General features: G+C 69.9%; 19 protein-coding genes. 3 read left to right on the top strand and 16 right to left on the bottom strand.

Annotated features, from left to right (window positions below; translation table 11 throughout):
- Positions 1 to 32: 32 nt before the first annotated feature.
- The gene (locus tag ACTB72_RS07420; RefSeq protein ID WP_463036344.1) at positions 33 to 956 is read right to left on the bottom strand and encodes an alpha/beta hydrolase; all 924 of its coding nucleotides are present in this window, start codon (positions 954 to 956) and stop codon (positions 33 to 35) included.
- Between the two features lie 252 nt (positions 957 to 1,208).
- Here ACTB72_RS07420 and ACTB72_RS07425 point away from each other — a divergent pair, with 252 nt between their 5' ends.
- Positions 1,209 to 2,858: a flavin-containing monooxygenase gene (locus ACTB72_RS07425; protein WP_463036345.1), complete on the top strand. Its 1,650-nt coding sequence runs from the start codon at positions 1,209 to 1,211 to the stop codon at positions 2,856 to 2,858.
- Here ACTB72_RS07425 and ACTB72_RS07430 read toward each other — a convergent pair.
- The 10 genes from ACTB72_RS07430 to ACTB72_RS07475 all read right to left on the bottom strand — a co-directional run bounded on the left by ACTB72_RS07430 (position 2,855) and on the right by ACTB72_RS07475 (position 13,118).
- On the bottom strand, positions 2,855 to 3,490 hold the full coding sequence (locus tag ACTB72_RS07430) for an exopolysaccharide biosynthesis protein (RefSeq protein WP_463036346.1): 636 nt from the start codon (positions 3,488 to 3,490) through the stop codon (positions 2,855 to 2,857). The two genes, ACTB72_RS07425 and ACTB72_RS07430, sit on opposite strands and share 4 nt — an antisense overlap.
- Positions 3,491 to 3,590: 100 nt before the next feature.
- Positions 3,591 to 4,220 (bottom strand): exopolysaccharide biosynthesis protein, encoded by a 630-nt coding sequence (locus tag ACTB72_RS07435; protein WP_463036347.1) that lies wholly within the window; start codon positions 4,218 to 4,220, stop codon positions 3,591 to 3,593.
- Between the two features lie 103 nt (positions 4,221 to 4,323).
- Positions 4,324 to 5,325, bottom strand: coding sequence for an ABC transporter ATP-binding protein (locus tag ACTB72_RS07440; protein WP_463036348.1), 1,002 nt, complete (start codon positions 5,323 to 5,325; stop codon positions 4,324 to 4,326).
- Positions 5,322 to 6,305 (bottom strand): ABC transporter ATP-binding protein, encoded by a 984-nt coding sequence (locus tag ACTB72_RS07445; RefSeq protein ID WP_463036349.1) that lies wholly within the window; start codon positions 6,303 to 6,305, stop codon positions 5,322 to 5,324. The genes ACTB72_RS07440 and ACTB72_RS07445 overlap by 4 nt, the downstream gene beginning before the upstream one ends.
- A gap of 14 nt (positions 6,306 to 6,319) precedes the next feature.
- Positions 6,320 to 7,231, bottom strand: a complete 912-nt coding sequence (locus ACTB72_RS07450; RefSeq protein ID WP_463036350.1) for an ABC transporter permease — start codon at positions 7,229 to 7,231, stop codon at positions 6,320 to 6,322.
- Positions 7,224 to 8,177, bottom strand: coding sequence for an ABC transporter permease (locus ACTB72_RS07455; protein ID WP_463036351.1), 954 nt, complete (start codon positions 8,175 to 8,177; stop codon positions 7,224 to 7,226). The genes ACTB72_RS07450 and ACTB72_RS07455 overlap by 8 nt, the downstream gene beginning before the upstream one ends.
- Positions 8,178 to 8,341: 164 nt before the next feature.
- The gene (locus ACTB72_RS07460; RefSeq protein WP_463036352.1) at positions 8,342 to 9,904 is read right to left on the bottom strand and encodes an ABC transporter substrate-binding protein; all 1,563 of its coding nucleotides are present in this window, start codon (positions 9,902 to 9,904) and stop codon (positions 8,342 to 8,344) included.
- 346 nt (positions 9,905 to 10,250) lie between these two features.
- Positions 10,251 to 11,636, bottom strand: a complete 1,386-nt coding sequence (locus ACTB72_RS07465) for an aminotransferase (protein WP_463036353.1) — start codon at positions 11,634 to 11,636, stop codon at positions 10,251 to 10,253.
- 258 nt (positions 11,637 to 11,894) lie between these two features.
- Positions 11,895 to 12,497: a carbonic anhydrase gene (locus ACTB72_RS07470; protein WP_463036354.1), complete on the bottom strand. Its 603-nt coding sequence runs from the start codon at positions 12,495 to 12,497 to the stop codon at positions 11,895 to 11,897.
- Between the two features lie 105 nt (positions 12,498 to 12,602).
- Positions 12,603 to 13,118 carry a MarR family winged helix-turn-helix transcriptional regulator gene (locus ACTB72_RS07475; protein ID WP_463036355.1) on the bottom strand — a complete coding sequence of 172 codons (516 nt, stop codon included), beginning with the start codon at positions 13,116 to 13,118 and terminating at the stop codon, positions 12,603 to 12,605.
- A 283-nt stretch (positions 13,119 to 13,401) separates the two neighbouring features.
- Between ACTB72_RS07475 and ACTB72_RS07480 the strand changes: the two genes are divergently transcribed.
- A complete protein-coding gene (locus ACTB72_RS07480; protein WP_463036356.1) occupies positions 13,402 to 14,634 on the top strand; it encodes a CaiB/BaiF CoA transferase family protein in 1,233 nt (410 codons plus the stop codon).
- Positions 14,635 to 14,640: 6 nt separating this feature from the next.
- Here ACTB72_RS07480 and ACTB72_RS07485 read toward each other — a convergent pair whose 3' ends face one another.
- The 5 genes from ACTB72_RS07485 to ACTB72_RS07505 form a co-directional block, all read right to left on the bottom strand.
- The gene (locus ACTB72_RS07485) at positions 14,641 to 14,946 is read right to left on the bottom strand and encodes a hypothetical protein (RefSeq protein ID WP_463036357.1); all 306 of its coding nucleotides are present in this window, start codon (positions 14,944 to 14,946) and stop codon (positions 14,641 to 14,643) included.
- A gap of 208 nt (positions 14,947 to 15,154) precedes the next feature.
- Positions 15,155 to 16,702 (bottom strand): dipeptide ABC transporter ATP-binding protein, encoded by a 1,548-nt coding sequence (locus ACTB72_RS07490; RefSeq protein WP_463036358.1) that lies wholly within the window; start codon positions 16,700 to 16,702, stop codon positions 15,155 to 15,157.
- Positions 16,702 to 17,589 carry an ABC transporter permease gene (locus ACTB72_RS07495; RefSeq protein ID WP_463036359.1) on the bottom strand — a complete coding sequence of 296 codons (888 nt, stop codon included), beginning with the start codon at positions 17,587 to 17,589 and terminating at the stop codon, positions 16,702 to 16,704. Before ACTB72_RS07495 ends, ACTB72_RS07490 begins: the two co-directional genes overlap by 1 nt.
- The gene (locus ACTB72_RS07500; protein ID WP_463036360.1) at positions 17,586 to 18,611 is read right to left on the bottom strand and encodes an ABC transporter permease; all 1,026 of its coding nucleotides are present in this window, start codon (positions 18,609 to 18,611) and stop codon (positions 17,586 to 17,588) included. Before ACTB72_RS07500 ends, ACTB72_RS07495 begins: the two co-directional genes overlap by 4 nt.
- A 4-nt stretch (positions 18,612 to 18,615) precedes the next feature.
- On the bottom strand, positions 18,616 to 20,232 hold the full coding sequence (locus ACTB72_RS07505; RefSeq protein ID WP_463036361.1) for an ABC transporter substrate-binding protein: 1,617 nt from the start codon (positions 20,230 to 20,232) through the stop codon (positions 18,616 to 18,618).
- A 153-nt stretch (positions 20,233 to 20,385) separates the two neighbouring features.
- Here ACTB72_RS07505 and ACTB72_RS07510 point away from each other — a divergent pair, with 153 nt between their 5' ends.
- Positions 20,386 to 21,354: a LysR family transcriptional regulator gene (locus ACTB72_RS07510; protein WP_463036362.1), complete on the top strand. Its 969-nt coding sequence runs from the start codon at positions 20,386 to 20,388 to the stop codon at positions 21,352 to 21,354.
- Positions 21,355 to 21,371 lie beyond the last annotated feature (17 nt).

The following is a 21,371-nucleotide window of genomic DNA, read 5'->3' on the forward strand; positions in this document are numbered from 1 at the left end:
GGGGCGGAGCGTCAGACTCCGCCCCTTCGCGTTCAGGCCGGCGCGCGGGCGGCTTCGCAGGCGTCGCGGACGGCGTCGGCCAGCGCCTCGACCTCGGCCCGGGCGGGCTCGCAGAGGTTGTGCAGGCGGATGAAGCCGTGGATCATCCCCGGCGCATGGCGGCGCGCGACGGGGACGCCGGCGGCCTCCAGCGCGTCGGCATAGGCCAGCCCCTCGTCCAGCAGCACGTCGTAGCCGGCGGTGATCAGCAGCGCCGGGGGCAGGCCGGCGAGGTCGCCGCGGATCGGGCTCACGTCCGCATCCTCGCGCGCCACGTCCGGGGCGTAATGGTTGAAGAACCACCACATGTCGCGGGCGAGCAGGGGAAAACCCTCGGCATGCTCGGCATAGGAGGGGCGGGTGAAGTCGCAGTCGACGACCGGGTAGACCAGCCCCTGGAAGACGATGGGCGTCTGGCCGCGCAGCCGGCGCGCGACCACGGTGGCGAGGTTCGCGCCCGCGCTGTCGCCCGCCACCGCGACGGGCGCGCCGCCGAACTCCTCGCCCGCCGCGTCGCAGGCCCAGAGCACCGCGTCCTCGCAATCCTCCAGCGGGCCGGGGAACGGGGTCTCGGGCGCGAGGCGGTAGTCGGGCAGCAGCACCGCGCAGCCGGACCGCGCCGCCAGCGCCCGGCCCAGCGTGTCGAAATCGTCGATGTTCCCGATCACCCAGCCGCCGCCATGCAGATAGACCAGCAGGCCCGCGATCTCGCCATGCGGGATGTGCAGGCGGGCCGGGATCGCGCCCGCGCGGGTCGGCAGGTCGAAGTCCCGCGTCTCGGCCATGTCGGGGCCGAGGCCCACGCCCTCGCGCCCCGCCGCGATCAGGGCGCGGGCGTCCTCGGGGCTGCCGTCCGACAGCGCCGGCAGCGCGCGCGTGCGCTCCAGCACGATCTCGATGAAGGGATCCAGCGGCATGGTCGTTCCTCCCAGGAGCCGGGCGCGCGTGGGGGGCGGCGCCGCTTGTCTCGGGTCCGTGCGGGCGGGGGCCTGACACGAACGTCGACCCATGATGCCCCCGCCTCCGCGCTCCGGCCAAGCGGTTTATGCGCGCGATGAACATAAGGCGGCCGAACGGCATTGATCGCCCGGTGAATTGCGCCCACCATGGGCCCGCACGCGCGCCAGACGCGAGACCGGCCGCGGCCGGTCGACCCAGGGAGGAACGTCATGACCCCGTCCACCACATCCCCGCGCCCGCCCGAAACGCGCGACGCCATCGTCGTCGGCGCCGGGTTCGGCGGGCTCCACATGCTCCACAGCCTGCGCGGCATGGGCCTCGACGCGGTGGCGTTCGAGGCCGGGACCGGCGTCGGCGGCACCTGGTTCTGGAACCGCTATCCGGGCGCGCGCTGCGACGTCGAATCCATGCAGTATTCTTATTCCTGGGACGCCGAGCTGCAGGCCGAGTGGCGCTGGACCGAGCGCTACGCCTCCCAGCCCGAGATCCTGGCCTATGCGAATCACGTGGCCGACCGCTTCGACCTGAAGCGCGACATCCGGTTCGAAACCCGAGTGGCGGCGGCGGAATGGGACGAGGGCCGGGCGGTCTGGCGGGTGCGCACCTCCGCCGGGGACGAGGTCGAGGCGACCTGGCTGATCCTGGCGACCGGCTGCCTCTCGGCCGCCAAAAAGCCGGAGATCCCGGGGATCGAGACGTTCGAAGGCCCTTCCTATCACACCGGCGACTGGCCGCATGAGGGCGTGGATTTCACCGGCAAGCGGGTCGCGGTGATCGGCACCGGGTCCTCGGGCATCCAGGCGATCCCGGAGATCGCGCGGCAGGCGGCGTCGCTCACGGTGTTCCAGCGCACGCCCAACTATTCCGTCCCCGCCTCCAACCGCCCGCTGGCGGACGCGGATTTCGCCGACTGGCAGGCGCATTATTCCGAGCGCCGCAAGTTCGCGCGCGAACATGCGCCGGGCGGCATCCTCTACGAGCCCCCGATCGGCGAGGCGCTGAGCGTCCCCGAAGACGTCTTCCAGGCCGAGATGGACCGGCGCTGGATCGTCGGCGGCCCGAATTTCCGCGCCGCCTTCTCCGACGTGCTGGTCAACGAGGCCGCCAACGCCCGCGTCGCCGATTATGTGCGCGACCGGGTGCGGGCCATCGTCGACGACCCGATCACGGCCGAGGATCTGTGCCCCACCGACTACCCGATCTTCACCAAGCGGATCTGCGTCGACACCGGCTATTTCGAGACCTTCAATCGCCCGACGGTCTCCCTGGTCAACCTGCGCCGCACGCCCATCGAGGCGATCACGCCGCGCGGGGTGCGCACCTCCGACCAGGAACGGGCCTTCGACGCCATCGTCTACGCCACCGGCTTCGACGCGATGACCGGCGCGATCCTCGCCATCGACATCAGGGGCGAGGGCGGGGCGCGGGTCGCCGACAAATGGGCGGAGGGGCCGCGGGCCTATCTCGGCCTCGCGCTGGCCGGGTTCCCGAACATGTTCACCATCACCGGGCCGGGCAGCCCCTCGGTCCTGTCGAACATGATCGTCTCCATCGAATATCATGTGGAGCTGATCGGCCGCCTGATCGAGGCCGCCCGCGCGCGGCAGGGCGCGGTGGTGGCGGCGGACCGGGGGGCGGAGGACGCCTGGGTCGCGCATTGCGGGGAGATCGCGGCGCAGACCCTCTATCCACGGGCGGCGTCCTGGTACATGGGGGCCAACGTGCCGGGCAAGCCGCGGGTGTTCATGCCCTATCTCGGCGTCGACGCCTATCGCCGAAAGGTCGAGGCGGCGGCGAAGGACGACTGGCGCGGCTTCGAGTTCGCGCCGGCGGGCCAGACGGAGACCGCCTCGGCCTAAGCCAGCGCCGCCGCGATCAGCCCGTAGCCGGTCCAGAGCACGACGACCGTGACCGCCGCCATCGCGTAGCCGAAGGCGGCGGCATAGCCGTCGCGGGTCATGCGCGCGAGGCCGAGCGCAAGCACCGCGGTCGCCGGGGCGTTGACGCCGAAGGGCACGAAGGCCAGCGGGAAGAAGGTCAGCGCCAGCACGCCCGAGGTGACGGCCAGCGCCAGCCGGGGCCCGCGCCCGACGGTCAGCCAGGTCAGCCGGGGTTTGAGAAATCCGTCGACCTTCGCGGCCCAGGGGCGCGTGCGGTCGAGCGCCGCGTTCATCCGGCTTTGCGACACCGCGCGGCGGCCGAGCTTGCCCGGCAGGCGCAGCGCCCCCCCCGACAAAGCCTGTTGGCCAAGCGCCAGCAGGATCAGCGCGCCGGTCAGCATCGACATGCCCGGGATGTCGCCGATCACCGGCAGCGCCGCGATGAAGCCGAGCGCGGTCAGCAGCACGCCGGTCGAGCGGTCGGAGAACGCCTTCAGCACCTCGTTGACCGTGACCTGGCCGTCGCGCCCGGCCGCGCCGATGCGGTCGACGACCTCGACCAGCGAGGTCTCCCCGTCGTGCAGGTTCGTGTGGTCGACGCCGTCGCGCATGTCGCTTCCGTGGTGTTGGGGGCAGGGCGCCCTTGAGGGAAGTGCTGGTCGCTTCTGGGCCGAGGTCCGGTCGTCCGCCGGAAACCCGGGTCGCCCCGGCCTATCCCAGCGTCGAGCCGATCAGCCCCATCGAGGCCCAGAGCACCCCCAGCGTCGCCACCGCCAGCACATAGCCGAGCGCGGCGGCGTAGCCGTCGCGGGTCATGCGCGCGAGGCCGAGCGCCAGCACCGACAGCGACGCGGGCATCACGCCATAGGGGACCACGGCGAGCGGAAAGAAGGTGGCCGCCATCAGCGCGGTCGTGCCCAGGAAAGCGTAGCGCGCGGCGGTCCCGTTGGTGAGCTGGGTGAGCCGGGGCTTGAGCAGCCGGTCGATCCGCTCGGCCCAGGGGCGGGCCTTTTCGAGCGCCTTGCCCATGGTGGCCTCGGAGGTCGCGCGCTTCCCCACCACGTCCGGCAGGCGCATGTTCGCGCCCGAGATCACGTCGCTCGCCAGCGCCAGCAGGATCAGCGCCCCGAGGAGGATGGTGATGCCCGGAATGCCGCCGACGATGGGCAGGGCCGCGATGAAGCCGAGGGCCGCCAGCAGCACGCCGAGCGAGCGGTCGGCGAACGCCTCCAGCACTTCGTTGACCGTGACCTCGCCGTCATGCCCGGCCTCGCCGATGCTGTCGACGACGCTCGCGAGCGAACTGTCGCCGTCCTCGGTCGTGCCTGCGCCGTCTTTCATGTCGCCTCCTGTTGACCGGAAAGGCCTGCGCCCCGGTCAACAGCTAGGGCCGTTCCGCCGCCGATCCAGCGCCAACCCCCACGCAAGGGGGGGCGGCTAGGCGTCAGTGCAGCGGGAAATGGCAGGCGACGGCGTGACCGGGGGCGAGGGCGCGCATCTGCGGAACCTCGGCCGCGCAGCGGGCCTGCGCCATCGGGCAGCGGGTGCGGAACCGGCAGCCGGACGGCGGGTCGACCGGGCTCGGCAGCTCCCCCGCCACCATGTCGAGCGGCACGGGGCGCTTGCCCGGATCGGGCTCGGGCGCGGCGCTGAGCAGGGTGCGGGTGTAGGGATGCGCGGGGCGGCGATAGATGGTCTGCGCGTCCGCCGTCTCGCACATCCTGCCCAGATACATCACCGCCACCCGGTCCGAGACATGCTTCACCACCGCGAGGTCGTGGGAGATGAAAAGCAGGGTCAGCCCGAAGCGATGTTTCAGATCCTCCAGCAGGTTGAGGATCTGCGCCTGAACGGACACGTCGAGCGCGGAGACGGGCTCGTCGCAGACCAGCAGCTCGGGCCGCAGGATCAACGCGCGGGCGATGGAGATGCGCTGGCATTGCCCGCCGGAGAATTCGTGCGGGCGGCGGTCCATCGACTGCTCGGCGTCGAGGCCGACGAGGTCCAGCATCTCCGCCACGCGGGCGGTGCGGCTTTCGCGGCCGCCTTCGCCGGCGATCTCGAGCGGCGCCGCCACGATGTCCCGGATCCGCCGGCGCGGGTTGAGCGACGCGATGGGGTCCTGGAAGATCATCTGGAACCGGCGCCGGGCATGCTGCAGGGCCGCGCCGCGCAGGCCGGTCAGTTCGTCCTCGCCCAAGCGCACGGCGCCCGACGTCGGCCGGGGCAGCTGCAGCACCGCGCGGGCGGCGGAGGATTTTCCGCAGCCGCTTTCCCCGACCAATCCCAAAGTCTCGCCCTTCGCCACCTGGAAAGAGACGCCGGAGACGGCATGGACCTTGGCGCCGCCCGACAGCGGATATTCCACCACCATGTCGCGCACGTCGAGGAAAGCCTCGGGGGCCGGGCGGGCGACGTCTTCGCGGATCCGTTCCTGCACGGTCATTCTGCGGCCTCCAGGGCCATGGGGCGCCAGCAGGCGAAGCGGTGGCCGCGGCCCGCCTCCTCCAGCGCCGGGGGGTGCGCGCGGCAGAGCTCGGTCGCGAAGCGGCAGCGGGGGGAGAAGGCGCAGCCGGCGGGCGGATTGATCAGGTCGGGCGGACGGCCCGCGATCGCCTCCAGCCGCCGATGGGGCGGATCGTCGAGCCGCGGGATCGAGGCGAGGAGCGCCGCGGTATAGGGCATGCGGGTGTCGCGGAAGAGGTCCTCGGTCGTCGCCTGCTCGACGATCCGGCCGGCATACATCACCGCCACGTCGTCGCAGCGCCCGGCGACCACGCCCATATCGTGGGTGATCAGGATCATGGCCATGTTCCGCTCCGCCTGCTGGCGGGCGAGCAGGTCGAGGATCTCGGCCTGCACGGTGACGTCGAGCGCGGTGGTGGGTTCGTCGGCGATCAGCAGCGCCGGCTCGCAGGCGATGGCGATGGCGATGGCGACGCGCTGGCGCATGCCGCCCGAGAGCTGATGGGGATGCTGGCCGACCCGCACGTCGGGTTGCGGCAGGCCGACGGAGGCGAGCAGTTCCACCGACCGGGCCCTCGCCGCCTTGCGCGACAGGCCGAGATGGTGGGTCAGCACCTCCCCGATCTGCGCCCCGATCGTCATCACCGGGTTCAGCGAGGTCATCGGGTCCTGGAACACGATGGCGATTTCCGGCCCGCGCAGCTTGCGCAGCGCGGTTTCCGACATCGCGGTCAGGTCCCGCCCGCCGAGGCGAACCGACCCAGAGGATCGCGCATTCGGCGGCAGCAGCCGCATGATGGAGCGTGAGAGGACGGATTTCCCCGACCCGCTCTCCCCCACCACGCCCAGCGTCCGGCCGCGTTCCAGCGTGAAACTCACCCCGTCCACCGCGCGCACCAGGCCACGGCCGGTGGCGAAGGCGGTGCGCTGGTCCTCGACGATCAGAAGCGGTTCGCTCATGGTCTCCCCTTCCCTCAGATCGCGCCGTCGCGCACATCGGCGAGACGCTTGCGGATGGCGTCGCCGACCAGGTTGAAGCTCAGCACCGTCAGGAACATCACCGCGGTCGGGATCAGCGAGATGTGGGGCGAGCCCTCCAGATGCTCCCGTCCCTCGGCGATGATCCCGCCCCAGGAGGGGGTGGGGGCCTTCACCGAGAGGCCCAGGAACGACAGCGAGCCCTCGACCACGATGGCGATGGGGATGTCGATCAGCACGAAGGCGATCAGCGGCCAGATGATGTTGGGCAGGATCTCCACCGTCAGGATCCGCAGATCCGAGGCGCCCATGGCGCGCGCCGCCAGCACGAATTCGCGGTTGGAATGGTTCAGCGTCGCGGCCCGCGTGATCCGCGCGGCGCTGGGGATGAAGAGCAGGCCGAGCGACAGGCACACCATGCCGAGCGAGCCGCCGAAGATCACCGAGAACAGCAGCAGGATCACCAGGCCCGGGATCGCCAGCCAGGTGTCGATGGCGATGCCGATGATCTCGTCCACCCAGCCCTTGTAGTAGCCGGCGAGGATGCCGAGCACCAAGCCGAGGCCCACCCCGATCAGCGGCGCCGCGAAGCCCACCGTCAGCGACACCCGCGCGCCGTAGACGATGCGGCTGATCATGTCCCGGCCCAGATGGTCGGTGCCGAGCCAATGCGCCGCGTTCGGGCCCTCGTTGATGTACATCCAGTCGATCTCGTCGGCCGGGGGCAGGCCGAGGAAATCCGCGAAGACCGCCAGCGCCAGCACGATGGCCAGCCACACCATCGGGATCCAGAAGTTCAGCCCCAGCCGGTTCTTGCGGCGGTGGGAGGCGATGGCCTCGGCGTTGCCGGTCTCGCGCGCGGTCTGCTCAGCGGAGGCGGGGGCGGCGGAGGAGGTGAGGTCAGCCACGGGCGCGCTCCAGTCTGACCCGCGGATCGAGCCAGGCGTAGGCGATGTCCACGAGGAAATTGGCGGTCACGAAGGCGATGGCGAAGAGCGTCACGCAGCCCTGGATCATCATGAAGTCGCGGGTGTAGACCGCATGAACCAGCAGCCGCCCGACGCCGGGAATGCCGAAGATCTGCTCGATGATGATCGCGCCGCCCATCAGCCGCCCGACCTGCAGGCCCAGCAGCGTGACCATGGAGAAGGACGAGGGCCTGAGCGCGTGCACCAGCAGGATCCGCATGTCCGACATGCCCTTGGCGCGGGCGAGGGCGATGTAGTTCTCCTGCAGCACCCCGATCATCTCGGCGCGCAGCGTGCGCATCAGCACGGTCCATTCGACGAAGCCGAGCGCCAGCGCCGGCAGGATCATCGGGCGCAGATTGGCCCAGAGGCCCTCGGACAGCGGCTCGTAGCCGGTGGCGGGCAGCCAGCCCAGATGCAGCGAGAAGAAGAAGATCATCAGGATCGCGGTCATGAAGCTCGGCATCGACACGGACGCGAAGGCGAGCGTCCCGATGATCCGGTCCGCCCGCCCGCCGGGCCGGTAGGCCGAGATCAGCCCCATCGGCACCGCCAGCCCCAGCGCGATCAGCTGCGCCAGCAGCATCAGTTCCAGCGACACCGGAAAGCGGTCGGCGAGCGCGTCCCAGACCTGCTCCTTGTTGATGAAGGACGCGCCCCAGTCGCCGGTGAAGATCCCCCCCGCCCATTCGGCGTAGCGGATCGGCAGGGCGCGGTTCAGGCCCAGCTCGTCGCGGATCGCCTGGACCTCCTCTTCGGAGCTGTCCATGCCGGCCATCTCGTAGGCGACGTCGCCGGGCAGGACGTTGACCAGCAGGAAGGTCAGGAAGGTGACCGACAGCATCACCACGATCAGGCGCTGGAAGCGGCGGAAGAGATATCTCACGGGCGCTCGGGGCTCCGGTTGGAGGGGGCGAGGGGCGCGCGCGGACCGGCGGCGGGGCCGGTTCGTCGAGGGGTTGGGGCAGGGTCGCCCGGCCGGCGCGCGGGGGCGCGCAGGCCGGGCTGAGGCGCTTGGCCGGGGCGGGCCGGCTCAGCGCCTGTCGGGGGTCACTCCTCGACCCAGGCGCGGGTCACGTCGACCACGCCGCGATAGGGCGCCGGCACGCCCTTCACATGGGGCAGAGTGAAGGCGTAGTAGCTGCCGCCGCCGCGATAGAGCATCGAGCCCGACCGGTTGATCATCTCCACGATCTTGCACTGCAGATCGAGCCGCTGGTCCCGGTCGGTCGCGATGCGCATGTTCATCGCGATCTCGTCCAGCTCGGGCGTCGACCAGCCGGTGAGGTTGTAGGCCGAGTCCGAGCGGGCGTTGGCGAAGAGCTGCGGCCCCATCTCGGCCCCGTCCGCGATCCGCCAGCCGGTGAGGTCGAAATCGCGCTTGAAGGTGCGCGCGACCAGGGTCGACTGGTCCACCGGCTCCAGGTTCAGCGTGATGCCGACCTGCTTGAGCATCTGCTGCATCAGCTCGCCCAGCTCCCGCCCGCGCGGGGTGGCGGTGTGGATCATCGAGATCTCGACGGGCTTGCCGTAGGCCGCGACCAGCGCCTTGGCCTTCTTGGGATCGTAGTTGAGATACCCCGCCTGCCCGCAGTCATGGTCCGGCCCGAGCGGATGGGTGACCGAGGGCCGCGTGTTCTGCCAGGAGATCTTGACCAGCGCGTCCTGGTTCCAGGCATGCGCGATGGCCTGGCGCACCCGCTCGTCATCCAGCGGCGCGTTGCGGGTGTTGAGCAGGGTGGTCGCGGCCCCGGCGCCGATGGTGGTCAGGGTGACCAGCTTGTCGTTCTTCTGCGCGTCGACGATGGTCGGCCCGCGGTCGGTCCACATCACGTCGACCTCGCCCGATTGCAGCGAGGCGTAGCGGGTCTGGGTGTCCGGCAGCACCCGGAAGGTGACCTTGTCGAGGTGGATCTCGTCCTTGGCCCAGTAATCGTCGAACCGCTCCACCACGATGCGGTCGCCGGACGACCATTCCACGAACCTGAACGGCCCGGTGCCGATGGGATGGCGGTTCTGCGTGCGGGCCTCGACCGCCTCCCTGGCCGGGATCGGGCCGGACATGGTGGTGGTGGCGAGATAGGGCAGCAGCGCCTGCCAGGGATGCTTGAGGTGGAAGGCGACGGTCAGCGGGTCGATCACCTCGACGTCGGTGATGACGTCGATGAAGGTGCGCGAGCGGGACTTCATCTCCGGGTCGAGGATGCGGTTGTAATGCGCCGCGACGTCGCCTGCGTCGAAGTCCGAGCCGTCATGGTATTTCACCCCGGGGCGCAGCTTGAAGGTCCAGGTCTTCTGGTCCTCGCTCGCCTCCCACGAGAGGGCGAGCAGGGGCCTGGGTTCGTTGGCGTCCTTGTCCCAGCCCAGCAGCGGCTCCTCGATGGCGCGGGCCACGATCTCGCCGGTCTGGCCGAAGACGCCGCCTTCGACGGTGTCGAAGCCGCGGACATCGGTCTCGATCGCGACGGTGAGTTCGCCGCCCTTGACCTGAGCCGTCGCCGTGGCCGCGCCGACCCCGGCCGCCAGCGTCAGGGCCATCGCCGTGGTCGCCATGGCGACGCCGGCCAGGTCGAAGCCTTTACGTTCGGCTGAAAAAGCCCGGATGAGATGCATTGCTTCCTCCCGTGCATCGGATCGCGCCGCTTTTTCGCGTTAAGATCGCTGCGGCTGCTTATGCGCAATTATCGATAAAAACTTGCCGTTTGCCAATGCCTGATATGTCTGAAGAGTAAGTGGAATGTGTAGCGACGTCAGCCGGTTCGGACGCCTGACAAGTGTTAGCTTGTTGCGGCGCGGCAATAATCGGGAATTAAACTGACTTATCGTTTAAATTATAACTGCACGCAGGCGCCCGCTTCCGCCTCTCACCGGAGCCTCGAAGCGGAGCGAACGCAAAACGGCGCGCGCCTTGCGGCGCGCGCCGTTCCCGTCATGTGTCTGGAATCGCTCGACGCGCGCGTCAGAGCCGGCCCAGCTCTCCGGCCACCGCGTCGGCCGCGACCTTGGCGATGCCCACGATCTCTTCCGCTTCAACAGCGGTCAGGCAGAGCGGCGGCGCCATGCCGAGGATGTCGCCCTGCGGCATGGCCCGCACGATCAGACCCCGCTCCAGCGCCGCCGCCGCCACCCTTGCCCCGACCTTTTCGGCGGGGTCGAAGGGGGTGCGCGAGGCGGGGTCGGCGTCGAATTCCACCGCGGCCATCAGCCCCTCGCCGCGCACGTCGCCCACGATGGGGTGGCCGTCGAAGGCGGTTTTCAGCATCTCCTGGAATTTCGCCCCGGTGATCCGGGCGTTGTCCACCAGACCCAGCGAATCGATCAGCTTCAGGTTCGCCACCCCCGCGGCGGCGCAGAGCGGATGCGCCGAGTAGGTCCAGCCATGCCCGAGCGGCCCGAGGTCGTCGGTGCCCCTGGCGATGATCTCGAACAGCCGCTGCGACAGGATCGAGCCCGACAGCGGCGCATAGGCCGAGGTCAGCCCCTTGGCGATGGTGATGATGTCGGGCTTCATCCCATAGTGCTCGGACCCGAACATGGTCCCGAGCCGCCCGAAGCCGGTGACCACCTCGTCGGCGATCAGCATCACGTCGTATTTTTCGAGAACCGCCTGGATCGCGGCCCAGTAGCCTTCGGGCGGCGGCACCAGCCCGCCGGTGCCCAGCGCCGGCTCGCCAATGAAGGCGGCGACGGTGTCCGGACCTTCGGCGAGGATCATCTCCTCCAGCTTCGCGGCGCAGTGCGCGGAGAACTCGGCCTCGGTCTGGTTGGCGTCGGCGCGGCGGTGGTAATAGGGCGCTTCGGTGTGCAGGATCGGCGACAGCGGCAGATCGAAGGCGTTGTGGAACAGGTGCAATCCGGTCAGCGAGCCGGTCATCAGGCCCGAGCCGTGATAGCCGCGCCAGCGCGAGATGATCTTCTTCTTCTCGGGGCGGCCGGCGACGTTGTTGGCATACCAGATCAGCTTGATGTTGGTCTCGTTGGCGTCCGAGCCGGACAGGCCGAAATAGACTTTCGACATGTGGTCGGGGGCGCGGTCGAGCACCATCCGGGCGAGCTCGATCGCGGGTTCGGAACCGTGGCCGGCATAGGCGTGGTAATAGGCGAGCTTGTGGGCCTGCTCGGAAATCGCCTCGGCGATTTCGGTGCGCCCGTAGCCGACATTCACGCAATAGAGCCCGGCGAACCCGTCGAGGGAGCGCTTGCCTTCGCGGTCGGTGATGTAGACGCCCTCGCCGCCGGTGATGATCCGCTGGGGGCTCTCGCCGCGGGCATGGGCGCCGGCCGCGGTCGAGGGATGCAGGAAGGTGTCGCGGTCCCAGGCGGCGAGGCGGTCATTGGTCAGCATCGGGCGGTCCTCCGGATCGGGGCAGGGCGTGGGGCGTGGGGCGTGGGCGGGAGGCCGAGTCCTACGAGGGATGGACCTGCGATCCAACCCCCCGCCCCGCCCCGTCCCGTCCGCGGCTCCGTTCCGGTCCCGCCCGGCCTGACCCGCCGGAGACGGTCCCGCCCGCATCTCCGGTCCGGCGCGCCGCGGGCGGACCGGCGCCTCCGGGCGCTCCGACCGTCGCGGCGCCTCCGCCCCGACCCGGCGCCGGCCTTCGTCCTAGCGCGCGTCCTTCGCCGACAACGAACAACCGAGGTCGCGCAGGAGCCCGTCCTTCAGCCCGTAGCAGAGGCCGTGCAGGTTCACCTCCTGCCCCCGCGCCCAGGCCTGGCGGATGATCGGGGTCTCGGCGATCCGGGCGACGCCCTCCAGCACGTTCAGCTCGCAAAGCCGGTCGATCCGCGCGTGACGGTCGTTGATCTCCGCCAGCTCCTGCTCATGCTTGCGCGCGAGGCGGCGGATCGGCTCCAGCCAATGCTCGGTCAGCCCTTCGGCCACCCCGTCCATCGCCGCGATCACGCCGCCGCAGCCGTAATGGCCGGTGATCATGATCTCGCGCACCTTCAGCACGTTGACCGCGAATTCCAGCGTCGACAGCAGGTTCATGTCCGAGCTGTGGACCACGTTGGCGACATTGCGGTGCACGAACACCTCGCCGGGGTCGAGCCCCGCCACCACATTCGCCGGCACCCGGCTGTCGGAGCAGCCGATCCAGAAGAAATCCGGCGACTGCTGCGAGGCCAGCCGCGGGAAGAAGTCCGGGGACTTGGTGCGGATCCGCGCGGACCAGGCTTCGTTGCGCTTGAGGATGTCTTCGATCATCGGGGTCTCCGGTCCGGCGCCGCCGCCGCCGCATCGGGCGGGGGCAGGGGGCGTCTCGTGTTACGATGCGGCGCAGCATCGGGCAACCGTCCGCGCTTGCGCGACCTATTTCTCATCATCCAGCATCTTGCGCAGGTTGCGCTTCATCCGGTCGAGCACGGCGAGCGCGGCGCGCGTCTCCTCCGGCGCGACGCCGCCCAGCACCTCGGCGTTCAGTCCGCGTGCGATCACCCGCATCTCGTCGAGCACGGCGCGCCCGCGCGGCGTGATCACGATGCGCTTGGCCCGCCGGTCGGCGCGGTCGGGGCGGCGCTGCACGAAGCCCGCCAGCTCCAGCCGGTCGATCAGCCCGCCCACCGTCACCTTGCCCACGTCGAGCCGGCGCGCGAGCTCGGTCTGCAAGAGCCCCTCGCCCTCGGCCGCGTCCTGGCCCGCCGCCAGCTGCGCCAGGGCCCACCATTGCGAGCGGGTGATGCCGAGCGGCTTCATGCGCTGGTCGAAGAGCGTGCGCCGAAGGCGCGAGACGTCATGGGCGAAGAACCCGATCCGCGTCTCCTCGAGCGTCGCGTCGCCGGGCTCCGCCGCGGCCGCGGCCTCGAGCGTGGTGTCGACCTCCTTCATGGTCTGGCGTCGCCTCCCTTGCGGACCCGTCGGGGCGGGCCGTCATTGTTTTCGCCGTCGGTCGCGGCGGGGGCGCCCGGCCGGAATGATAAGGTTGCCGGACGGACGGGTTTCGCGGATCATTACGCAATCCCTTGGGCCGAACCAAGGCCCGCGCGCGACCGCCTTCATCGCAAGGTTAACCCGTGGTCCCCGCGCCCGACTTGCGTCCGGCCCGCCGACAAGGTCCCTATGCGCCCCGATGCCGGCGCCAAGCCGGCGCGAAACCGGAGGAGACGCGGCCATGCTCAAACTGCTCGAAGGCGTTCGGATCATCGAGGCGGGGCATATCCTGCTCGGGCCGCTGGCGACGCAGATGCTGGGCGATCTCGGCGCCGACGTGATCAAGATCGAGTCGCTCGACGGCGACACCTATCGCGGGCTCGGCCATGCCCGCACCCGCGGGGGCATGACCGCGCAATGGATGGCGGTGAACCGCAACAAGCGCTCGGTCTCGGTCAACCTGAAGGACCCGGAGGCCAAGGCCGCGGTGCTGGAGCTGATCAAGGACGCCGACGCCTTCGTGCACAACATGCGCCCCGCGGCGCTGGCGCGGCTCGGGCTCGATTATGATGCGCTGAAGGCGATCAAGCCGTCGCTGGTCTATGCGCAGGCCACCGGCTTCGGGTCCTCCGGCCCCTATGCCGGCCGCCCGGCGGTGGACGACATCGTGCAGGGCTGGGCGGGGGTGTCGGCGCTGGTGTCGATGCACAGGGACGAGCCGGCGATGATCCCGATGGCGGTGAACGACATCCTCTGCGGCCTGACCATGGGCCAGACGGTTCTGGCGGGGCTGCTCCGGGCGCGCGCCACCGGCGAGGGCTGCTTCATCGAGACCCCGATGTTCGAAACCGTCGCCGCGGCGGTGATGAACCAGCATCTCAACGGCCGCACCTTTCGGAATGAGGAAGGCGACGCGGCGGGGCTGGGCTACGCCCGCATGACCTCGCCCCACAGAAAACCGGTGGCGACGGCGGACGGGCACATGATCCACACGCTCTACAACTTCAAGCACTGGACCACGTTCTTCGCCGAGATCGGGCGCGAAGATCTGCTGGCCTCGCCGATGATGGCCGACCGTTACGCCGCCGCCGCCAACGTCCAGACGCTTTACCGGATCCTCGCCGAAGAGATCCTGCCGACCCGCACCACGGCCGAGTGGCTGGAGCTGCTGGGCCGGCTCGACATCCCCTGCGCGCCGGTGTTGGGGCTGGAGGATCTGGCGCAGGATCCGCATCTCAAGGCGGTGGCGATGTTCCGCGACTACGAGCATCCGAGCCAGGGCCCGGCCCGCGATATGCGCCTGCCGCTGGAGAGCCGCGACGTGGCGACCGGCCCCGACCGGCATCCGCCCGAGTTGGGCGAGCATACGCTGGAAGTGCTGCGCGAACTTGGGGTCGGCGAGGCGCAGATCGCCGCGATGGCCGCCCGCGGCGTGCTGAAAAGTTTTGAAAAGGCCGCGCCTGTCGCCGAGTAGCGGGGCTCAGGGCCGCAGCGACCGCATCCTGGCGTCGGTGTCGGCGCCGAGCCGGTCGAGGCTGCCGCCGATGCGGTCGTTGGTCCGCTGCTGGTCGGACAGCGACTGGCGCTGGCGCTGAACCGCGGCGTCGAGGTCGTTGCGCTGTCGGGTCTGGGCGTCGATGCGCTCGGCCCTCGCGCGAGCCTCTGCGCGGGCCTGGGCCTCGGCGGCGGACCCGGGATCGTCGGAGGCGGCGAACCCCGCCGCCGGCGCCGCCAGCAGCAGGGCGGCGAGGGTCATCAGGCGGAGGGTTTTGCGCGGGCGGCTCATGGATCGTCCTTTCCCCGGCTTGGTTCCGGTTGAGGAACAGATAGGGGCGACCGGCCGCAGCGCCATTCCCCCGCGCATCATTTCAACGCGAGCGGCCTCCCGAACCGCCTGGCGCCGGAGACGGCTCCGGCGCCAGGCGGTTCGGGACGGACCGCGTCCCCGCCCGTTGTGGGGCGACGCGCGGGCCGGCGGGCCGTCCGCGCCCCGGTCAGGCGGCTTCGCGCGGGGCCGGGGGTTTCGGCGCGGCGCTGAGCAGCTCGGCGGTGTAGGCGGAGGCGGGGGCGGTCATCACCCGTTCGGTCGGGCCCTGCTCCACGATCTCGCCGGCCTTCATCACCACCACATGGTCGCAGAGCAGCCGGACCACATGCAGGTCATGGCTGACGAAAAGATAGCTCATCCCCAGCCGCGCCCGCAGATCCGCCAGCAGGTTCAGCACGATGGCCTGGATCGAGACGTCGAGCGCCGCCGTCGGCTCGTCGAGGATCAGGAAGGACGGGTTGACCGCGATGGCCCGCGCGATGCCGACCCGCGCCTTCTGCCCGCCGGAAAGCTGGTGGGGGAAGCGGTCGAGCAGGGGGCGGGGGAGGCCCACCAGATCGGCCAGCTCCTCGATCCGCACGGCCTGCGCGCGCCCTCGCAGGCCCGCCATGGCCCGCAACGGCTCGGCGATGGTCTGGCGGGAGGTGTGGCGGGGGTTGAGGCTGTCGGTGGCGTCCTGGAACACCATCTGGATGCGCGACCGCATCGGGTCGCGCGCGAAGCCGGCGGCAGGGCGTTTCGCGAGATCCTCGCCTTCGAACCGGATTTCGCCCGACGTCGGGTCGAGCAGCCGCACGATCATCGACGACGTGGTGGATTTCCCGCAACCGGACTCGCCCACCAGGCCCACCGACTGGCCTTTCATCACGTCGAAGCTGACCCCTTTCACCGCCTGCACCTGCCCGGACTTGCCGGGATAGGTCTTGACAAGGTCGCGCACCTCCAGCAGCGGTTCGGAGGCGATGGCGCGGGGCGGCTCGGGCGTGCGCGCCTCGGCGGGGAGGAGCGAGCGGATCGAGGCCCCCTCGCGCGGCGTCGCATCCACCAGTTTGCGGGTGTAGGGGTGCGAGGGGCGCGCGAAAAGGTTGACCGGGTCGCCGGCCTCGACGATCAGCCCGTCCTTCATCACCACGATCCGGTCGCAGTATTGCGCGGCCAACCCAAGATCATGGGTGATCAGGATCGCGGACATGGCGCGTTCGCGGATCAGGTCCGTGACAAGTTCCATCACCGCCTTCTGGGTGGTGATGTCGAGGCCGGTGGTCGGCTCGTCCATCACCAGCAGGCGCGGGTCGCAGGCGAGCGCGATGGCGCAGACGATCCGCTGGCACATGCCGCCCGAAAGCTCGAACGGATAGGCATCGTAGCGGGCGGCGGCGTCGTTGATCTTGACCGCCTCCATCGCCTCGATCGCCTTGGCGCGGCCGTTCTGGCGGTCGGCGCGGGCATGGCGGCGCAGCACGTCCTCGATCTGGGCGCCGACCTTGCGGATCGGGTTGAGGGCGGAGCGCGGGTTCTGGAAGATCATCGAGATCTCGCGGCCGCGGATGGCCTGCATGTCCCGCTCGGAGGCGCGGCGCAGGTCGACGCCGCCATAGGTCGCCTCGCCCGCCTTGATCCGGCCTCCGGCGTCGAGGATCCGCATCAGCGCGTAGGAGGTGACGGATTTGCCGGAGCCGCGGAAGGCGACGGCCAGGTCCTTGATGGTGAGCATCACGTTCTCCTCCGCGGATCGACCATGTCGCGCAGCCCGTCGCCCAGCAGGTTGAAGGTGAACACCGCGAACATCAGGCAAAGGCCGGGGAAGATGGCGAGCCACCATTCGCCCGAGACGATGAAGTTCGCGCCCTCGGCCACCATGATCCCCCATTCCGCCGTCGGGGGGCGCACGCCCAGCCCGATGAAGGAGAGGCCGGCGGCGTTGAGGATCGCCCAGCCGAGGTTGAGCGACACCTGCACCATCATCGGCGGCAGGGCGTTGGGGAAGATGTGCAGGGCGAGCACCCGGACGTCGGAATTGCCCGCCAGTTTCGCGGCCAATGCGAACCCGGCCTCGCGCCGGATATTGACCTCGGCCCGCACCAGGCGGGCGTAGAACGGCACGTTGATGATGGCGGTGGCGTAGACGATGTTCTCCACCGTGTTGCCCAGCGCCGCGACGATGCCCATCGCCAGCACGAACAGCGGGAAGGCCATGATGGTGTCGAGCACGCGCGAGAGCGCGATGTCGAGCCACCCGCCCCAATACCCCGCCACCGCGCCGAGCGCCGAGCCGATGACGAAACTGATCGCCACCGCGGCGACGGAGATCAGCAGGTCGAGCCGGGTCGCGACCAGCGTGCGGGAGAACACGTCCCGCCCCAGCGCGTCGGTGCCGAACCAGTGGGCGGCGGACGGGCCTTGCAGCGCGACGGCGGCGTCGGTCGCCAGCGGGTCGTAGGGGGCGAGCAACGGGCCGAAGATCGCCGCGAACAGCAGCAGGGCGAACATGGCGAAGGCCAGCAGCGTGACCGGGTTGTCCTTGAGGACATAGACGACGTGGTCGAGCGCGCCCTGCTTGCGGGGGGCGGCGGGCTTGGCGGAGGCGGCGGCGTCGGTCATTTGGCGTCGAACCCGATGCGCGGATCGATCATCGCATAGGCCATGTCGATCACCAGATTAAGCGCCACGAAGAGCAGCGCCATGCACAGAACGAAGCCCTGGACGGCCGCGTAGTCGGAGGCGACGAGCGCCTCCACCGCGAAGGACCCGATGCCGGGCCAGGCGAACACCTTCTCCACCAGCACGTTCGCGCCGAGCGTGAAGGAGAACACCATGCCGAGCGTGGTCACCACCGGCAGCAGCGCGTTGCGCAGCGCATAGGCGAACAGCACTTTCGACCGGGTCAGGCCGGAGGCCCGGGCGGTGCGGATGAAGTCCGACGACAGCGCCGACAGCATCGCCGCCCGCGTCATCCGCGCGATCGGGGCCATGGTGAACAGCGCGAGCGTGACCGCGGGCAGGATCAGCTGGCGGAGCGCGGCCGCCCACGTCTCCCAGTCGCCATCCAGCGCCGCGTCGATCAGGTAGAAGCCGGTGACCTGCGGCGGCTCGATATAGATGAAATCCAGCCGGCCGAGCGGCGAGGGCGCGATGCCGGTCAGATAATAGAACACGTAGATCAGCACGACCCCTGTGAAGAAGGTCGGCAGGCTCACCCCCGCCGTCACCAGCACCCGGCAGAGATGGTCGATCCACGACCCCGGACGGGTTGCGGCCAGCACGCCGAGCGGCACGGCCACCCCGCAGGAGATCACCAGCGCGAAGAGCGTGAGTTCGAGCGAGGCGGGCAGGCGTTTCGCCAGCTCCGCCAGCACCGGCTGGCCGGTGGAGAGCGACTGGCCGAGGTCGCCGCGCGCCAGGTCCCAGAGATAGAGCGCGAACTGCTCGGGCATCGACTTGTCGAGGCCGAGCTTCGCCCGCGTCGCCTCGATGGACTCGGGCGTGGCGGCGTCGCCGGCGAAATAGGCGGCCGGGTCCCCGGGCAGGGCGCGGGTCAGGATGAAGCTGACCAGCACCACGCCGAGAATCACCGGGATCGCCTGCGCGAGCCGCATCGACACGGCTCTGATGCGGCTCGCCATCGGCTCAGACCTTCTTCAGCTTGCGGGCGTCGAGCTCGCGGTGGAACCAGTACTCGTAGCCCGCGGCCCCGTTGGCGGCGACGTTGAGCGCGGGCTGCCACAGCGGGATGCGGGGCAGGTCCTCGAAAGCGATCTCGAACATCCGCTGGACCTTCGGGGCGTATTCGGGGTTGTCGGTGGGCATGTCGAGGGTCTCGGCCACCAGCTGCTCGATCTCCGGGTTCTTGTAGTTCGATGAGTTGAACAGGTGCCCGTCGAGATAGGCCCAGAAGAAGTAATAGCAGGGATAGTTCAGCCAGCCGCCGAAGGTCTCCAGCGCCAGCGGCAGGCGCTTTTCCACGAGGCTCGCGGTGCGCCAGTTGGCGCCGGGGATCTTGTCGATTTCCGAGGTGATGCCGATCTTCTTCAGGTTCTCCTGGATCAGCAGGGCCGTCGGCTCCATCCAGTCCGACTGGCTGAGGTCGATGGAGAAGGGGACGTCGAAGCCGTCGGGATAGCCCGACTTCTCCATATGCGCCTTGGCCTTGGCGAGGTCGTATCCATAGGGCGAGGGCTGCGGCCAGGCCGGCCCGTCGACGCCGTCGCCGCCCCACATCGGCACGCCGCGGCCATAGGCGGCGGTCTTGAAGATCTCCTCGTAGGGGATGGCGTAGGCCACCGCCTTGCGCACGTCGGGGTCCTGGAACGGCTCGAAATCGTAGTTCAGCGACACGACGTAGAGCGCGTTTTCGATGGGGGTCGAATAGACTTCGACGTCCTTCATCGCGTCCAGCTCGGCCGCGTCCTTGTTGGGGATGTTGTAGCTGAGTTGCACGTCGCCCCGCTCGATCAGCGCGCGGCGGGTGGACTGGGAGGGCACTTCGCGCAGCACGATCCGTTTCGCGCCGGGCAGGGGGCCGCCGGTCCAGGCGTCGTTGCGCTCATAGACCAGCTGCTGGCCCGGGTCCCAGCGGATCACCTTGAAGGCGCCGGAGCCGATGGTGTTCTTGTGCACGAACTCCATCGCCCAGGGGTCGTCCTTGGTGGCGTGGCTCTTGGCGACGGCGGAGTTCAGCACGAAGGGCACCGGCACCGCGAGGTCGGGCAGAGCGAGCTTCGAGGCCTCGTCCAGCGTCACCGTGAAGGTCGCGTCATCCACCGCGGCGAACTGGTCGGGCCGCTTCAGCCCGCCGGCCTGCATCTGGGTGGTGGGGAAGCCGCCGACCGACACCGCGCGGTCGAAGGACCATTTCACGTCATGGGCGGTGACCTTGGAGCCGTCCTGGAACTTCGCCTCGGGCTTGATCTTGAAGGTGTAGACCTTCCCGTCTTCGGACACCGTCCAGCTCTCGGCCAGCTCCGACTCGATCCTGGAATAGTCGTAGGAGAGCGAGCCGTCGGGCATGGTCTTGGTGCCGAAGCTGACCAGCCGGTCGTAGCAGTTCACCGCCACCTGGTAGGAGGGGCGGTTGGTGCCGGTGCGGTGCAGGTCGAGCGAGTTGATGGTCTGGCCCATCACCACCACCACCGTCTCCTCGCCGGCCGCCTGCGCGTATTTCAGAAACGGCAGCTGCGAGGCGGCGAGCACCGCGCCGCTGGCGCCCAGTTTCAGGAATCCGCGTCGGCTGGGAATGATGTTCATGGTCCGCTCCTCATGTCCGCTGATCGCTTTCGGGCGCGCGGGTCGGACGCGCCGCAGTTGCGAAGATCGTGCGGCGGCGCGGTGCGTCGGACAATTGCTCATTTCGCAGAGACGTGGTTCGGTATTTGCAGCACTCTGTGAAAGGGCCGCCCGATGAGACACTTGCAGACCCTGCGCCTGATCGAGGCGGTGGCCCGCGCCGGCTCCATCCGCAAGGCGGCCGAGGATATGGCGATCACCTCGTCCGCCCTTAACCGGCGGATCACCGGGTTCGAGGAGGAATTCGGCTACCCGATCTTCGAACGTCTGCCCCGCGGCGTGCGCCTCAACCCGGCCGGCGAGCTGCTGGTGCAGCATATCCGCGCCCAGGTCTCCGACCTCGCGCGGGTGCAGAGCCAGGTGGCGGATCTGTCGGGGGCGCGGCGGGGACATGTCTCCATCGCCTGTTCGCAGGCCCTGCTGCCCTATTTCCTGCCCGAACAGATCGCGATCTACCGCCGCGCCCATCCCGGCGTGTCGTTCTCGGTGCGGGTGCGCGACCGGGTGGCGGCGGAGCATGACCTGTCCGCCTTCCGCTCCGACCTCGCGCTGGTGTTCGAGCCGGTCTATCTGGCGGATTTCGAGGTGCTCTTCGCCATGCGCCAGCCGGTCTACGCGGTGGTGGCCGCGGATCACCCGCTGGCCGCGAAGGAGGAGCTGCGGCTGCGCGACTGCCTCGCCTGGCCGCAGGCGATGCCGACGCAGCCCTATGGGGTGCGCAACCTGCTGGAGATGGCGGTGCGGGGGCGGTCGCTGACGCTCAACCCCACGGTCGAGTCGGAATCCTTCGAGTTCCTGCGCCACTACGTGCTGCACGAGCAGGCGGTGGCCTTCCAGATCCCGATCGGGCTGAGGCTGACGGACGGCGGCGGGGTGGTGGCGCGCGAGGTGTCGGTGCGCGACGTCCCGGCCGGGCATCTGCTGCTGGGGCAGATGCGCGGGCGGTCATTGCCGGTGGCTTCGGCCCGCTTCGCGAATCAGCTCGCGGGCGCGCTGGCGGCGCTGGGCGGGGCCACGGGGGAGCCCGCGGACGCCCCCGGCCCGGCCGGGATCGGCGAGGCGCCGGGCCAGGCGCCGCGCTGATCCCTCCCTCTGGCGCC

It is taken from the genome of Albimonas sp. (assembly GCF_055129145.1).

Excerpts from the sequence above, each read along its gene's own strand:
- ACTB72_RS07420 (WP_463036344.1), bottom strand. The coding sequence starts at position 956 with ATGCCGCTGGATCCCTTCATCGAGATCGTGCTGGAGCGCACGCGCGCG.
- ACTB72_RS07425 (WP_463036345.1), top strand. The coding sequence starts at position 1,209 with ATGACCCCGTCCACCACATCCCCGCGCCCGCCCGAAACGCGCGACGCC.
- ACTB72_RS07430 (WP_463036346.1), bottom strand. The coding sequence starts at position 3,490 with ATGCGCGACGGCGTCGACCACACGAACCTGCACGACGGGGAGACCTCG.
- ACTB72_RS07435 (WP_463036347.1), bottom strand. The coding sequence starts at position 4,220 with ATGAAAGACGGCGCAGGCACGACCGAGGACGGCGACAGTTCGCTCGCG.
- ACTB72_RS07440 (WP_463036348.1), bottom strand. The coding sequence starts at position 5,325 with ATGACCGTGCAGGAACGGATCCGCGAAGACGTCGCCCGCCCGGCCCCC.
- ACTB72_RS07445 (WP_463036349.1), bottom strand. The coding sequence starts at position 6,305 with ATGAGCGAACCGCTTCTGATCGTCGAGGACCAGCGCACCGCCTTCGCC.
- ACTB72_RS07460 (WP_463036352.1), bottom strand. The coding sequence starts at position 9,904 with ATGCATCTCATCCGGGCTTTTTCAGCCGAACGTAAAGGCTTCGACCTG.
- ACTB72_RS07465 (WP_463036353.1), bottom strand. The coding sequence starts at position 11,636 with ATGCTGACCAATGACCGCCTCGCCGCCTGGGACCGCGACACCTTCCTG.
- ACTB72_RS07470 (WP_463036354.1), bottom strand. The coding sequence starts at position 12,497 with ATGATCGAAGACATCCTCAAGCGCAACGAAGCCTGGTCCGCGCGGATC.
- ACTB72_RS07475 (WP_463036355.1), bottom strand. The coding sequence starts at position 13,118 with ATGAAGGAGGTCGACACCACGCTCGAGGCCGCGGCCGCGGCGGAGCCC.
- ACTB72_RS07480 (WP_463036356.1), top strand. The coding sequence starts at position 13,402 with ATGCTCAAACTGCTCGAAGGCGTTCGGATCATCGAGGCGGGGCATATC.
- ACTB72_RS07485 (WP_463036357.1), bottom strand. The coding sequence starts at position 14,946 with ATGAGCCGCCCGCGCAAAACCCTCCGCCTGATGACCCTCGCCGCCCTG.
- ACTB72_RS07490 (WP_463036358.1), bottom strand. The coding sequence starts at position 16,702 with ATGCTCACCATCAAGGACCTGGCCGTCGCCTTCCGCGGCTCCGGCAAA.
- ACTB72_RS07495 (WP_463036359.1), bottom strand. The coding sequence starts at position 17,589 with ATGACCGACGCCGCCGCCTCCGCCAAGCCCGCCGCCCCCCGCAAGCAG.
- ACTB72_RS07500 (WP_463036360.1), bottom strand. The coding sequence starts at position 18,611 with ATGGCGAGCCGCATCAGAGCCGTGTCGATGCGGCTCGCGCAGGCGATC.
- ACTB72_RS07505 (WP_463036361.1), bottom strand. The coding sequence starts at position 20,232 with ATGAACATCATTCCCAGCCGACGCGGATTCCTGAAACTGGGCGCCAGC.
- ACTB72_RS07510 (WP_463036362.1), top strand. The coding sequence starts at position 20,386 with ATGAGACACTTGCAGACCCTGCGCCTGATCGAGGCGGTGGCCCGCGCC.